At 43.8% G+C, this 14,355-nt stretch carries 15 protein-coding genes and 1 pseudogene; 3 read left to right on the top strand and 13 right to left on the bottom strand.

What is annotated here, in order from left to right; translation table 11 throughout:
- The 4 genes from C7Y71_RS07075 to C7Y71_RS07090 all read right to left on the bottom strand — a co-directional run bounded on the left by C7Y71_RS07075 (position 1) and on the right by C7Y71_RS07090 (position 3,606).
- Positions 1–1,878, bottom strand: coding sequence for an Hsp70 family protein (locus tag C7Y71_RS07075; protein WP_111898299.1), 1,878 nt, complete (start codon positions 1,876–1,878; stop codon positions 1–3).
- A 76-nt stretch (positions 1,879–1,954) separates the two neighbouring features.
- Complete coding sequence (locus C7Y71_RS07080) at positions 1,955–2,755, bottom strand: hypothetical protein (protein ID WP_111898298.1); 801 nt, start codon at positions 2,753–2,755, stop codon at positions 1,955–1,957.
- Between the two features lie 6 nt (positions 2,756–2,761).
- Positions 2,762–3,037: a hypothetical protein gene (locus C7Y71_RS07085; protein WP_111898297.1), complete on the bottom strand. Its 276-nt coding sequence runs from the start codon at positions 3,035–3,037 to the stop codon at positions 2,762–2,764.
- The gene (locus C7Y71_RS07090) at positions 3,034–3,606 is read right to left on the bottom strand and encodes an RNA polymerase sigma factor (protein ID WP_111898296.1); all 573 of its coding nucleotides are present in this window, start codon (positions 3,604–3,606) and stop codon (positions 3,034–3,036) included. Before C7Y71_RS07090 ends, C7Y71_RS07085 begins: the two co-directional genes overlap by 4 nt.
- A gap of 465 nt (positions 3,607–4,071) precedes the next feature.
- Between C7Y71_RS07090 and C7Y71_RS07095 the strand changes: the two genes are divergently transcribed.
- Positions 4,072–4,431, top strand: a complete 360-nt coding sequence (locus tag C7Y71_RS07095; protein WP_111898295.1) for a hypothetical protein — start codon at positions 4,072–4,074, stop codon at positions 4,429–4,431.
- A gap of 254 nt (positions 4,432–4,685) precedes the next feature.
- On the opposite strand, the gene C7Y71_RS07100 is transcribed toward C7Y71_RS07095, so the two are convergent.
- From C7Y71_RS07100 to C7Y71_RS07110, 3 genes are all read right to left on the bottom strand, one after another.
- The gene (locus C7Y71_RS07100) at positions 4,686–5,573 is read right to left on the bottom strand and encodes a serine O-acetyltransferase (protein WP_111898393.1); all 888 of its coding nucleotides are present in this window, start codon (positions 5,571–5,573) and stop codon (positions 4,686–4,688) included.
- Positions 5,574–5,637: 64 nt separating this feature from the next.
- Positions 5,638–6,564 carry a cysteine synthase A gene (gene cysK, locus C7Y71_RS07105; RefSeq protein WP_111898294.1) on the bottom strand — a complete coding sequence of 309 codons (927 nt, stop codon included), beginning with the start codon at positions 6,562–6,564 and terminating at the stop codon, positions 5,638–5,640.
- Between the two features lie 107 nt (positions 6,565–6,671).
- Positions 6,672–7,211, bottom strand: a complete 540-nt coding sequence (locus C7Y71_RS07110) for a hypothetical protein (RefSeq protein ID WP_146739404.1) — start codon at positions 7,209–7,211, stop codon at positions 6,672–6,674.
- Positions 7,212–7,419: 208 nt separating this feature from the next.
- On the opposite strand from C7Y71_RS07110, the gene C7Y71_RS07115 reads away from it, so the two are divergent.
- Positions 7,420–7,887 (top strand): nucleoside deaminase, encoded by a 468-nt coding sequence (locus C7Y71_RS07115; RefSeq protein WP_111898292.1) that lies wholly within the window; start codon positions 7,420–7,422, stop codon positions 7,885–7,887.
- Positions 7,888–7,936: 49 nt separating this feature from the next.
- Here C7Y71_RS07115 and C7Y71_RS07120 read toward each other — a convergent pair whose 3' ends face one another.
- From C7Y71_RS07120 to C7Y71_RS12215, 6 genes and pseudogenes are all read right to left on the bottom strand, one after another.
- Positions 7,937–8,719 (bottom strand): DNA/RNA non-specific endonuclease, encoded by a 783-nt coding sequence (locus tag C7Y71_RS07120; protein WP_111898291.1) that lies wholly within the window; start codon positions 8,717–8,719, stop codon positions 7,937–7,939.
- A gap of 85 nt (positions 8,720–8,804) precedes the next feature.
- The gene (gene folK, locus C7Y71_RS12170) at positions 8,805–9,701 is read right to left on the bottom strand and encodes a 2-amino-4-hydroxy-6-hydroxymethyldihydropteridine diphosphokinase (protein ID WP_151908891.1); all 897 of its coding nucleotides are present in this window, start codon (positions 9,699–9,701) and stop codon (positions 8,805–8,807) included.
- 19 nt (positions 9,702–9,720) lie between these two features.
- Positions 9,721–10,776, bottom strand: a complete 1,056-nt coding sequence (queA, locus tag C7Y71_RS07130; protein WP_111898290.1) for a tRNA preQ1(34) S-adenosylmethionine ribosyltransferase-isomerase QueA — start codon at positions 10,774–10,776, stop codon at positions 9,721–9,723.
- Positions 10,777–10,864: 88 nt separating this feature from the next.
- Positions 10,865–11,572, bottom strand: a complete 708-nt coding sequence (truB, locus tag C7Y71_RS07135; protein WP_111898392.1) for a tRNA pseudouridine(55) synthase TruB — start codon at positions 11,570–11,572, stop codon at positions 10,865–10,867.
- Positions 11,573–11,628: 56 nt separating this feature from the next.
- The gene (locus C7Y71_RS07140; RefSeq protein WP_111898289.1) at positions 11,629–12,474 is read right to left on the bottom strand and encodes an undecaprenyl-diphosphate phosphatase; all 846 of its coding nucleotides are present in this window, start codon (positions 12,472–12,474) and stop codon (positions 11,629–11,631) included.
- A 158-nt stretch (positions 12,475–12,632) separates the two neighbouring features.
- Positions 12,633–12,836: pseudogene (locus C7Y71_RS12215) on the bottom strand (DUF3098 domain-containing protein); the annotation flags it as partial.
- A gap of 470 nt (positions 12,837–13,306) precedes the next feature.
- Between C7Y71_RS12215 and C7Y71_RS07150 the strand changes: the two are divergent.
- Complete coding sequence (locus C7Y71_RS07150; RefSeq protein WP_111898287.1) at positions 13,307–14,248, top strand: WYL domain-containing protein; 942 nt, start codon at positions 13,307–13,309, stop codon at positions 14,246–14,248.
- The last annotated feature ends 107 nt before the right edge of the window (positions 14,249–14,355 follow it).

Below are 14,355 nucleotides of genomic sequence, written 5' to 3' on the forward strand. Positions count from 1 at the left end.
CTATCCTCCTAAAAACATACGCATCGTAGCATATCGGATATATTCTTCTGTTTTTTCAATTACAAAATCACAAACGCTCTTCTTCAGAGAATCTATTCCAGAAATGTTTACATCATTTTTTAGGAAATAGTTCCAATCAGAATCACTAAATATTGAATAATAATGATCCTGATAATATTTGTAATGCCGCTCTAGTGCATCATTAGACCTATTCCTTTTTAGGTTAAAACCCACCATAATTCCCCAGGAGTCATCAGACACCGCATCATAAATGACGTGACCATCTCCTTCTGCTGTAAATTTATTTATGAGTTTTGTAATACCACTCTCCCACAGTTTGGCGGAAATTTTCACATCAAAATCTTTGGGAACTAGCTTGTCACTATACTCATAATCACTAAACGCCTCTTGTATTCTTGAAAATATTTTGTTTAGGATTTTCTCCTTAATTAAAACATTACTTTGTTTTGCAAAATCATAAGATCGATAACTTTCAAAGGCTGATCTAAACCGCGCTATTAAAGCTGCAACAGTAGGGGAATAACTATCAAACTCGTCTGTTCCTTTTATGTTACCGAGTTTCCAGTCGTACATAACACTAAAAGCCCTACTTTTAATGCCATCTTTTACGATTGGGAATATTACTGCATTCAATTCTTTATGCCAATTGAAACCGTTTAGGATTGCATCCCTTGTTTTGCGAAAAGCCACCTTGTTTCCTTCATTTTTATAATCTATATAGCTAAGATGTGCAACACCTTCAGCAACAATAGAAGATGGGTCATTATCTCTAGGTAAGTATTTTTCGTCAAGGTCAAATACTTTCATGAAAATATCTCTCACAAAATCCATGCGTGATGCGCCTCCAGTAAGGAAAACGCATGAGACCTCTTTTCCTTTAAGATAATCGTTCTTGAATTTTTGTACAGCTTCCGTAACATTTTCGATATACGATTTTAACAATGTTCTTATGTCCCCAGATTCGATGCGAAAAGTTTTCTCTCCTTCACATTGCACCTTTTCAGAGGAGGTAAGATAACCAATATCTGTTGGACAGGAAAGACGAATACTTGTTTGTTTTGAATAAAACTCCTCTTTTGCTTTACGAAAATCAAAAAGAATTCCATTATATGGATTGGATTTGGGATTTCTACCATACAACTGATAAAATTTCTGATATTCTTTATCATTACAGTTCTCTAAAGCATAACGCATTATTCCTTTTTCCACTGCACTGGCGCCCAAATCTGTTCCTTCTGTGCCATCTGCAATAGGTTGTGTGAGACTGAGGCTACAGTATGTAAAATCTATAGTACTTGAACCGTAATCAACAACGAGTACACCGCTTTTCTTAGCGTGCTCATCTACTGTTGTCATAATACCCGTTCTTGCTCTATAATATGCGGCAATTGACTCTTTGTATGCTCCTGCGATTGGCATACCAGCTTCTGCTGCCATTGATATATAAAGATTCTCTTCTTTATCCCATGAATTATTTGACGGACGTGCGATAAAAACAACATGATTCCCGTCATTTAAAGTTGCATTTTGCCCCCTGATACCATTATAAACTCCTCTCATAAAGGAAACCATCATATTTTTCTCTTCTGCATTCATTAAACTGGGACGCTTTTTGAAAGAAATCTGAATTTTTTTTGCACTTCCCATCCAATCTATAGCTTCTTCTCCAATAACAACATTTTCTTTTCCCTCTTGCAAAATAATAGCCACGGCAGAAGGAACAACGTGATGCCCTGGAATAATATCAATCTTATCTACTTTTTTTAGGGTAATATCATATAATGCTGCTGCTGTTTCTCCATGACCGAAATCAATTCCGATTACATATTTTGTGTTATTGTCGTTTATTTTATGCATAGGTGTTTCTTTAATACTATTATCCGTTTTATGAATAACGTAAATAATTTTTGAATAATACTCATTTATTCTTCAATTATTGGTTTTGTTGTTCAGGGACATATACTATTCCTTTTTCCACGACTATTTCTTTACTTTCGCCATCCGTTTTTTTTGTAATTGCAGGTAAATACATGGTTTCACTATCAACTTTGGGGTTAATTTTGTAAGAGAAATACGAACGGGTCTCTGGTGATAGTTTTACTATCTTATATCCATAGTTCTCAAAGTCAGCAATCAATGATTCAACATACTTATTATTGCTACTTTCACCATTGTTGTTTTCTTTCCAAAGATACCTTAAAGTAGAAAGCAGTTGTGGGTACATCTTGTCTAGAGTGCATTCTTGCAGGAGTTTCTCATAATGCTTTTTCATTTCCTCGCGATTATTCTTAACTCGATTAAGGATGTTATCTATTTCAGAACAGACGGTTTCAAGTTCTCCAATAATTCCATTTATAAGTTCTTCAGTGATGGGCTGAGAATTATCGGTTTCTTTTTCTGCATACCTTCCATTGATAGATTGAACTATTATAAACTGCCAATCTGGTATCCATGTCTTTTCTTTTTGTTTAGAAAGCCTTACGTAGTCGATACTTTCATTAATCGATGTATCATATGAAGGAAGATGTATACGAATTAATGAATTTAACAATTTCACATCAGTGTCTATCAGACTAAGGCGAACTTCATTATCTCCTGCAAGAAGTTCCAAGAACGTAGCTTTCAACATCTCTTGAATTTTCTGAAAATCGCGAGGAAGTTTCTTGCCACGCAGTTGATTGCGGAGTTCATCTTTCGATTGCTCGAATAATTGTTTTAAACTAATTGCTTCCATGTCGTTTCAAATTATGTTATTATTTGGTTTGTCTATTTCTTTCTTCAACTCTTGGAATAGAGATTCCGGCGACACATCTAAATCTGGCATGTCACAATCAATTCCTTCTGTCTTTTCAACAATTTCAGGATTATCTTTAATATCAGATACTATATCCAATATCTCTTGAAACTCCTCATTGTTAATATAGTTTTCAATAATACTCTTTTCTATAGGAATTGCATTGCCATCTAGATATGCAGCAAGCATTTCGTCCGTAATGAATTGCTCAAAGTCTTTCATACCCAATCCTCCTTTCTGCCCATCACGAGGCGAAGCTGCACCAAGGCGCGGCGGTGAATGTTATACAAGTTATCTACTGTCACGTTCATTTCTTCTGCTAATAGCTCAGGGCGAACATCTTGCAAGTCCAAAATCTCAATGACTTTACGATAACGTTCATTGGGCATTTTTTTTAGTGCCTCACGAATGTCTATTCGTTGTTCAAGAGTCAAGGCTGTGCTGTGAATCTGCCCGGCTTGATTGTTTAGAGAGGTTGACAAAGGTGAATCTATCAGTTGAGCACGTTTGGCGATAAAAAATCTCACCGAGACAACGCTAACGTATGTCATGAGCGAGCTACGGAACTGAAACTTACGGAACACTTGCCAATCATTTTGAGCCATAAACAGATAGAGTTCACTAACAAGTTCACGCTTGTCAATGTTCCCGTCAAATACGTTTTGAAGTATATACGATAGTAAGGGCGAACACTTCTTAGTAAAGAAGTATTCTAAGACGGATTTGTTGTTGTTTAATATGCCGTCTACAATTTGTCTGTCGCTTAATTTACTATAATCCATCGATGACATGTTCCTCCCTTCTTGAAAGAACTTACACCCGCAAAACATAAATGCGAGTTATGTTTCGTATTTTTTGATATAAGAAAAGCGTGAAGATTTGTTTTGATTCTTCAAACTTCGGGTACTGGAAATAACCTTGCAAATGTGAATCAACAATAACCTCACGCTGTGGAACATATAGCATGTATGCAGCGTGAGGCCACAATAATGTATATATCACAGCGGAGCATTTTGTCGTCCTTACCCTATTTGCATAGAAATTTTCCAGTTTTCGAAGTTTAGGATAAAGCAAACGTTTTCTTAATCATGCGGATTTCTCCCCGCTTGATTTGGCAAATATACAAAAAAATATGAACAAAAAGAGATTTCAAGAAAAAAGAATAATCTTTTTATTTGGTTGAAAGATTGATTGCTATTGCTTTATTTTGCCGTGTTTTTGTCGTAGATTTGCAATAAAATTAGAGAAGTTAATCTATGGCAAAGAAAAAGAAAAAGAACAAAAGACAGCAGACACAGCAGCACCTTTCGCCAGAGCAGTTTATAAAGCAAAAGGCTCGCGCTTTGGAGATAGGGCCTTGCTATCTGACCGACGACCTCACAGATATGAAGGAGGGCTATGTTGTAGTAACGCGTAGGCACACAGGCGGAAGGGTCAGTCTGGCGATGTTCCTCGTGGATGTCTATTGCCTCGGCGTGAAAGACTCGTTCTATCGGCTGAGGATGGACCCGGATGAGTTTGAGGATTTTGTTGAAAACATACCCAGGGTAAAAGAATGTACTTACAATGAGGCGCATAATTGGGTATATGGTTCCATAGCCTTTGCTGAACATTGATATATATGAGTATGATATATACAAGCAGATAAAGGAAATCCTTAAAAGTTTATCCTCCCTTTACCCCTCCATCTGAGTTGGTACGATGACAGAATTGTGGTCAGCCCAAAACAGCTTTTCCTAAGGCGAGACCCAGTTCGCGGGCATTATTGAGGTCGTCCGCTTTAGGCGATTGTTTCCATTCGAGCGTATCGCCCACGAATTGCATCTTCAAATATTCATTCTTTAAGCGTGTCAGGTTTTTGCAAGCAGAATCACATGGTTTTTGCATCGCCCTGACGAATAACCGAACCTGCCGGAACATCGTTGGTCACCCAGATGTTGCCACCGATGACCACGTTGTCGCCTATCGTTATGCGACCGAGGATGGTGGCATTGCTGTAAACCACAATATTGTTGCCCAAAATGGGGTGGCGGGGGATGCCTTTGACAGGATTGCCGTTTTCGTCCAGACAGAAACTCTTGGCACCGAGCGTAACACCCTGATAGAGTTTCACGTTGTTGCCAATGATGCAGGTGGCGCCTATGACAACACCCGTGCCATGATCGATAGTGAAGTGTGTGCCTATCGTGGCACCAGGATGTATGTCTATGCCCGTCTCGCTATGCGCCAGTTCGGTGATGAGGCGGGGAATGAGCGGCACGCCTAAAAGGTGAAGTTCGTGTGCCACGCGATAGTTGGTCAAGGCTTTAATTACAGGATAACAACAGATGATTTCATCGTAGCTCTCTGCTGCTGGGTCGCCATTGTAGGCGGCTTCCACGTCGGTGATGAGTGTTTTCCTGACATCGGGTAGTTTGGCTATCAGTTCTACGGTAATCTCAGCAGCACGCTTTTTCAAGGCATTCTTGTCGTCTGTGCGAGTACAGAAGGCTGCCTCTATTTGCTCAGGCAGAATTTTTCTGAGTCGCTCCACTTCCATACCAACGTGAAAGAGTAGTGAACTTTCGTCCGGCAGGGCATTGCTGTAGAAGGTGGGAAAGAGTACGGCGCGACAAAGACTGACGATTTCCTGCAAGGCGGACTGGGAGGGTAGCGAAACGTCTGGTTTTTCTTCATGGATGATGTCTCTCAGTTGGTCAGGGTCTGAAAGATAGTTAATAGCCTTATTAAGAAGATGTTGTTCTTTATTCACGGAGATGTCTTTTTTTTGTTTTGGGTGCAAAAATACATTAAAAGTCCGAAAAGCTATATGGTTTCAGTCTTTATTCCCACTTGAAGAGGTCGGTGGAGAGATAGCGCTCGCCTGTGTCGGGAAGCAGGGCAACTATGGTCTTACCGCGGTTTTCAGGGCGTTTTGCAAGTCGGATGGCGGCAGCAAGGGCGGCACCGCTCGAAATACCTACGAGCAAACCCTCCGTACGAGCCAGACGTTGGGCTGTCCCAATGGCATCGTCGTTGGAGATACGCACGATTTCATCGATAACTTCCGCATTGAAATTCTTAGGAACGAATCCTGCACCTATGCCTTGTATCTTGTGCGGACCGGCGCTTCCGCCGCTAAGCACGGGCGAACTTTCCGGTTCCACGGCTACGCCCTTCACTTCCGGATTCTTTTCCTTAAGCACAGTCGTTACACCGCTCACCGTGCCGCCAGTGCCAACACCAGCCACGAAAATATCCACACTGCCCTCCGTGTCGTTCCATATCTCTTCGGCAGTAATGCGGTGGGCTGCAGGATTGGCGGGATTGTCGAACTGGCTCAGTATGACACTGTTCGGTGTTGCTGCCTGCAGTTCCTGTGCCTTGGCTATGGCGCCTTTCATGCCCTCGCTGCCGGGTGTGAGCACAATGGTAGCGCCAAGTGCCTGCAAGAGTTTGCGACGCTCCACACTCATGGTCTCGGGCATGGTAAGGACACTCTTGTAGCCTTTCACGCTGCTTACCCAGGCTATGCCAATGCCGGTGTTGCCACTGGTGGGTTCAATGATGGTGCCGCCGGGTTTCAGAATACCGGAACGCTCGGCATCTTCAATCATGGCGAGTGCGATGCGGTCTTTCACACTGCCACCGGGGTTGCTGCGTTCGAGTTTGGCAACAAGGCGGGCTTCGATGCCTTCTGCCTCGGCTGTTTTCCTGAGTTCTACGAGGGGAGTCCCTCCAATGAGTTCTGTGAGATTATTGTAAATCATTATGATAAAAATATTAAGTTGATAAAATGATATGAACTAAAAAAGAGGAACCTTTGCAGGCTCCTCTCTTTATGCTGTTGATTTGTTTTTTGAATAAACAACGTTGATTAGTAACCCGAACCTACGTACTTCACAGTGTTTGGCACGTCCATGAAACAGGCCACAACATCGTATGCACCCTGATGACGGTTTGATGCTGTCATGTAAAGACGGATGATGCCGTATTCAGTGCCGAGATTGTCGTAGATATGGAAGTCGGTGGACTTTTCGCCACGACATTTGCCGCTTCTCACTTTAGCGCCACGATACCATTTCTTCAAGAAATCTTTCATGCCCTTCAATGAAGCCTTTGCGTCCTTTGCATCCATGCAATGTGAAATAGCATCTACTTCATAAACCATCTTCAGGGGCTTGTAGTAGATGATTTCAAGGTCTGCGGGGCGACCGGCAAAGCGACCGATCATGTAGCGCACGTTATTCTTCACTTCCATGGTTTGTGGGTGAACATTGAAACCATGGTTTATCATGCTGTTCTGGAAATTGTCAACATGTCCGTCGATGGCTGTTTCCATAAACATCAGGTGTTGTTGAGAATAACCGAAAAGCACTACGCATGAAAATACCAATAAACTAAGGATACGTTTCATAACAATTTAATTTTGAGATTTTTAGATATTAGGATTAGTTTTGAACGAAAATAATTAATTAAGGTGATGACTACCGGATAAAAAACCGGAAAACCTTTTTTCAAGGGCAAAGATAATAATATTTGCTATTAAAAAAAACTTTTTGTTACAATTTTTCCTTTCTTGAATGTTTTTATCTAATTTTGTCGCAACAGTAACTATAAGTATTATGACAAACAAGGAACTGATGCGGAGGGCAATACAACTCTCTGTGGAAAATGTGAAAAATGGTGGCGGTCCGTTTGGGGCTGTAATAGCCAAGGACGGAGAAATTGTGGCAGAAGGCTGCAACCGGGTTACGGCGAACAACGACCCCACGGCGCACGCTGAAGTAACAGCCATACGAAATGCCTGTCAGAAGTTGGGCACGTTCGACCTCAGCGGATATGAGATATTTACGAGTTGTGAGCCGTGCCCCATGTGTCTCGCTGCCATCTATTGGGCAAGACTCGACAAGATATTTTTTGCCAACAACAAGGATGATGCAGACCGTATAGGTTTCGGCGATGCCTTCATCTACAAGGAAATGGCACTCGACCGAAGCAAGCGCAGCAAACCATCCGTCGTACTCCTGCGCGACGAGGCACTGAAGGCTTTCGAAGAGTGGATGAAAAAAGAGGACAAAGTGGAATACTAAGTCCTCTGATTATAGTCTTTCAGTAGCCACCATAGATACTGAAGTCTTGTTACATTTCAGGCCCTGCTGCATCTATGGCTTGTCTTGTTTCAGCACTCAAACTTGGAAAGAATTTTATTCCTGTGATGCGCTCCACCTGCGAGAGCGAATTAACGTATAGGTCTTTTTTACCACTGCCATCAGTGTTTTTACATACGTAGCAAATGGCACGAGGTTCTGCGCCCAAGCGGAGAATGACTTTAAAAAAGGCTTCTGGAACGGGAATTTGGTTTGGTCCTATGCGCTCGTGTTCGGTTCGATAGAAAATTGGACCACAGACGATGTAGATTTTACCATAGCGCTTCGCCCACTCGCGGCATGATATCTCAATTTGGTTCCATACACCGCTGTTTAAATTATCGTTTTGAGGGCATATATTGCTCAGCAAAAACGTTTCGTACATCGCATCGCTATCCCATTTGTTATCACCTGCAGGACAAAGATGTCCACGAGTCCATCCGCTACCTTTGTAGTCTTGCAGAGTGGCGCGTGGGTAAGGTACTTCTAAATCTTCGCGGAAGGCGTTGTTAGGACGATTCACAGAACCATAGGTATGTTCGGCTGTCAATTGCCATGCTACCCAATTGGGCTGCATAGTTGTTGAGTTGTACGACACCACGTAAGATTTCCTGATAAGTCGCTGTTCGGGTGTGCCTTGTGGATTTTGCTGCCACAATAGTGGATCCGTTTCCTGAGTAGGCGTGTTGGGAATAGGATCACTGGTATCGTTGCAGCCCATCAGTACAGATGCGCAACAAATGAATAAAAGTAATGTGATGAATCTTGTTTTCATTGTTTCCCTCTTTTGATTTGAAAATGATATTACATAGTGGTCTATACCATCATTTGCAAATCTGTTGCCAAAAAGGTGGTTTTTCTCAAAAATCCATGCGATATACGTTTGTATTCCGCTGTTCAAAATTGGATGTTTTGTACAATTCGTTGGCAGCCACGCGTTCAGGGCGGCTCGTCAGGTTGAGTGAAGCGGCACCGAGAATTTTTGCCGATGAAATGGCATATTTTATCATCTGTCGGGCATAGCCGCGCCCGCGAGCCGTTTCGTCCACAACAAGGTCTTCCAGCCATGCTTTGTCGCCCGTGAGCGAAGAGGCAAGGCAGAGGCAACAGGTAGCCATAACCGCTCCCGTCTCGTCGAGCCCCACGAACAGGTGCGTCTGATCATGGGCGATGGTACGCTCAAGGTCTGCCGTGGTCATCTCTGTGAAATGACGCGACAGTTGATGCATCAGGCGGTTGAGGGAGCAAAGAAGCGACGGATCGGCAGCATTTACTTCGGTAATGTGGAGGGTGTTCAGGTGTTGAAGGAGTTCCTTTGCAGAAAGATGGAGGGTGGGGTGTATGAATTCGGGGAAGATCTCGCAGAGCGGTTCTAAGACGAAACGGCGCTCGTGCATGCGGGGATGGGGAAGTGTGAGTTCGGGAGTGTCAACAACGAAATCGTCTATTGCCAGAATATCTATGTCTATGGGCCGGTCATGATAAATACCGTCCGTACTTTTTACAGTGCGCCCTAATTGTCGCTCCACGTCCTGCGTCAGGTGCAGCAATTCCATCGGTCCGAGGTCGGAATGGAACACAGCCGCTGCATTCAGAAAAGTATTGGAGGAAACAAAATCGACAGGCAACGTTTCATAAAAACGCGAGCACCCCTCGAGCGTCATGCCACGCTCTGCGAGTGCTGCGAATGCTGCTTTCATCTGTTGCTTGCGGTTGCCTAAGTTAGCGCCGAGAGCAATGACAACACGATGTTTCATGATTTTTTCTTTGGTGTTTTCAGTCCACTATAAGCAAGGCATCGCCGAAAGGACCGAACTTGTAGCCTTCCTTGATGGCGACATCATAGGCGTGCATCGTTTCGTCGTAGCCGCCGAAGGCTGCCGTCAGCATCAGTTGCGGAGAAATGGGCAGGTTGAAGTTCGACAGAAGCGAATCGCAAACACGGAAGTCGTAGGGTGGATAAATGAATTTGTTGGTCCAGCCGTCGTATTCCTTGATGCGACCGTATGTGCCTACAACTGCGGTTTCAATGGCGCGTTGCACAGAGCAACCTATTGCCAGAATGCGTTGGTTCTTATCGCGAGCCTCGTTCACACGTTCTACGCAGGGCGTGTCAACTATCATTTGTTCGCTGTCAACCTTGTTCTTCGACAGGTCTTCCACGTCTGCGCTCTGGAATTGTCCCAAACCGCAATGGAAAGTAACGAACGCGCTGTCGATACCCTTAATTTCCATGCGTTTCAGCATTTGGCGGGAAAAGTGGAGTCCTGCAGCAGGTGCTGAAACTGCACCCTCATGCTTGGCAAAGATGGTCTGATAACGCTCTATGTCCTCTGCCTCAGTCTCACGGTTCAAATAGCGGGGAATGGGGGCTTCACCAAGCGAATAGAGCAACTGCTTGAACTCTTCGTGGTCGCCGTCGTAGAGAAATCTCAGCGTGCGTCCGCGGTTGGTAGTGTTGTCTATCACTTCGGCAACGACCGACTCATCCTCGCCGAAGAACAACTTGTTGCCGATGCGGATTTTGCGGGCGGGATCGACAATCACGTCCCAGAGAAAGAATTCCTCATTCAGTTCGCGAAGAAGGAATACTTCTATGCGGGCACCGGTCTTCTCTTTGTTGGCATACAGACGGGCGGGGAACACCTTCGTGTCGTTGAAAACGAAGAGGTCGTTCTCGTCGTAGTAGTCAAGAATGTTGATGAAATCTTTGTGCTCAACGTCACCGGTGGTGCGATGGAGAACCATGAGGCGACACGTGTCGCGGTTCAGTGCCGGATACTGTGCAATCAGTTCCTGTGGGAGATTGAATTTGAATTGTGATAATTTCATTACCTTCGTTTATATTATTGCGGGCTGAAAACCCGACATCCTGCAAAAAATCAGTTGTTTCGGCAAGTCGTGCCGAAGTCTTTTCCACCTATTGTGGCAGTTCATTCACCACCTCCTGATGGTTCAGCCATTCTTCGAACGAATCGATGGTGAAAGCGTCCTCCACACGATAGTCGCCCACGCGTGTGCGGCGCAAAGAGGTGAGGTGTGCACCGCTGTCGAGTGCTTCGCCTATGTCGCGCGCCAGAGAGCGGATGTATGTGCCCTTGCCGCAGGTAACGTCTATGTTCACGTCGGGCAGGCGAAAATCGTTCACCGCGATGCGGCTGATGTGGATGCGTTTAGGAGCGAGCGACACTTCCTTGCCCTTACGCGCAAGGTCGCACGCACGGTCGCCTTTTATCTTGCATGCCGAGAAAACGGGCGGCGTCTGCTCGATATCCCCCTCAAAACCAGCCAACACTTCTTCAAGGCGCTCGCGGGTAATGTGTTCGTAAGGAAAAGTGGCGTCTATCTCATGCTCCAGGTCGTAACTTGGAGTGGTGGCGCCAAGACGCAGACCGGCACTGTATTGCTTCTCATGCAGTTGAAATTCCTCTATCCGCTTCGTGGCGCGGCCCGTGCAGAGCAGGAGAACACCTGTAGCCAACGGGTCGAGCGTGCCGGCATGACCCACCTTGAAGCGTTTCACACCCATCTTTCGGCACAACAGCCAGCGCACTTTCGACACAAGTGCGAACGATGTCATGCGATAGGGCTTGTCGAAGACCAATACCTGGCCCGCAAGGAAGTTGATGGGCATATTATGATGTTCGGAGTGAAATGTCGCTCCTGAAAAATTCGTGTAAATACTTAATCTACCATCTCAAGGGTCACACCAAAGAGCGGAAGCAGTAAAATAATGGCACCTACAATGATACGATACCAACCAAAGGCGGAAAAACCATATTTAGTAACATAGTTGATAAAGAACTTGATAGCTGCTATCGCTACAACGAATGCCACCACGTTGCCGATGATGAGCACCCAGAGGTTGTTGCCTTCTGTAAGAACAGAGAAACCGCCATCTTTGACGAGGTCGTACAATTTCTTTAAAGTAGCACCAAACATTGTAGGCACTGCGAGGAAGAATGAGAACTCAGCAGCGGCTTTGCGAGTCAGTTTCTGTTGCATACCACCCACGATGGTTGCCATGGAGCGAGAAGTGCCAGGCAGAAGTGCTGCAATGCACTGATAAATACCGATGATGAAAGAACGCTTGTAGGTAAGAGGAGTCTTTTCGCTACCTTTGTTGAACCACTTGTCGCAAAACAACATAAACACACCACCGATAATGAGCATAACAGCAACAACCCAGACCTTACCTAAGTTCTTATCAATGAAATCATCAAGGAGCAAACCCACGATTACTGCAGGAATTACGCCAACTATCAGTTTGAGGTAAAAACGCCAAATGGCTTGCCACCACGACTGACCATTCGATTTTAATTCTTCAGGGTAGAAGAACTTACGCCAATAAAGACATACCACACTTAAAATGGCACCAAACTGGATAATGACAGTAAAAGCCTTGAGAAAAGCATCACTCTTCATACCCAAAAGACCTTCAGTAATAATCATGTGCCCCGTTGACGAAACGGGGAGGAATTCAGTCAAGCCTTCAACGATGGCTATGATGATAGTTTCTATCCAAGTCATAACTATTAGTGACGCTTATTCTTGCCGATTTGTACCTTCGTGTTTTTAATCTGACCTTTGATAGCATTGCCCTTGTTAGGCATTTTTACAAATGGTTTTGCTGGTTTTGGTGCAGCTACAGGCTCATCGTCTATCTCCTGACGGCGCTTGCTCGGGAACATGATAGCTACAATCATCAGAATATAGCCCAAAAGGCATACCAGAGGAGCCACCTTGATGCGAGTAGCACTGAAAATGTCTGGGTTGAAAGCGTCCTTTGTCGAACCGTCGCCCGACATCAGAATCATACCAACAACAACTACTGCCATAGCCACGGCAAGCAGAATGAAATTCAATCGTGTGAAAGCGAAATACTGCTTCATGTATAAATATGTTTTACGTATCCTTTTAGTACTGTGAAACCCCTCTTTCAGGGCATTCTATTCCAAATTGCGTGCAAATTTACATAAAGAAATTGATTTACAACACCTTGAAAATACTTTTTATTTCACCATGACATCATTAAGCACACAAAGACTGTTACATTGCAATATTTTTGAAAAATTTTTCCAACCTCTGCCACAATTTGGCACACCTATGTCGTATCTTTGCAGAAGAAGAATTATTCAAGTTAACAATGTAGAATAAATTGAAGAAGTTAACGCTTCGCTCGAAGTTAAGAAGTTAGCGAAGTTAACGACGATACTTTGGAACGATAAATAACAAAGAAAGAAGAAATAAAGAATGATATCAGCATAAGGTAATGTCATTAACTTCAAGCGAAGCGATAACTTCATTAACTTCGTTAACTTCAAACAAAAAAACTTCAGAAAGCAGAATAATAGTAAAAAACATGGCAAGCAAAGAAAGAGGACCGAACCTGATAAGGAAATATGTTTGGGTGTTAGAAACCATCTGTCGCGCCAAGGAGAAAGGAATCACGTTCAACGAATTGAACGAGAAATGGATGGAAGATGACATCAGCGGCGGTGTGGATCTCCCTAAACGTACCTTCAATAATTGGAGGGTTGTAATTTCTGATATATTTAACATCGACATCGAATGTAATCCCAGTGAATATCGCTATTACATCAGACAAAAGGCTGAATTCTCCAGGAACGGACTCCGTTCGTGGCTATACAATACAATCAGTGTCAGCAATGCCTTACTGAACAGCCAAAAGATCAAAGACCGCATCTTGTTGGAGTACGTACCATCAGGACAAGAGCATCTCTACACCATCATCGAAGCCATGAAGGAAAACCGCGTGCTCAGCATCACCTATTACAGTTACTCGAAGGACGAAGAGTATAGTTTCGACGTGCAGCCCTACTGCGTAAAACTGTTCCGTCAGCGCTGGTACTTGGTGGCACTTAGTACATATACCTATTATAAAGAAAAGGGACCTCGCCTCTATGCCCTCGACCGCATCAAGTCGCTGCAGACAACAGAAGAAACCTTCGAAATGCCGGAGGACTGGAGTGCTGAAGACTACTTTTATGGTTGCTTTGGTATAATAGCAGAGCAATCTGTAAAGATGGAAACTGTAAAACTGAAAGTCAAGGCATCACAAGCCAACTATATCCGCGACCTGAAGATGCACGAATCACAGAAAGAAACAGAGCGCAACGATGAATACAGCATCTTTGAGTACTACCTCAGACCACAATACGATTTCATACAGGAATTGCTATGGCATGGGGAAGGCATGGAAGTGCTCGAACCCCTCACTCTCCGCGAGCAAATAATCGGAAAAATTGAAGCCATGTTAAATAACTATAAATCAACTGTCTGAAGTTATCGAAGTTAAAGACTATACTTTGGACCGATAAAAACAAAAAAAAGAAAGGCATCAGCATAAGGTAATGTCATTAACTTCGAGCGAAGCGATAACTTCAATAA

The sequence above is a fragment of the Pseudoprevotella muciniphila genome (assembly GCF_003265305.2).
Taxonomy (GTDB): domain Bacteria; phylum Bacteroidota; class Bacteroidia; order Bacteroidales; family Bacteroidaceae; genus Alloprevotella; species Alloprevotella muciniphila.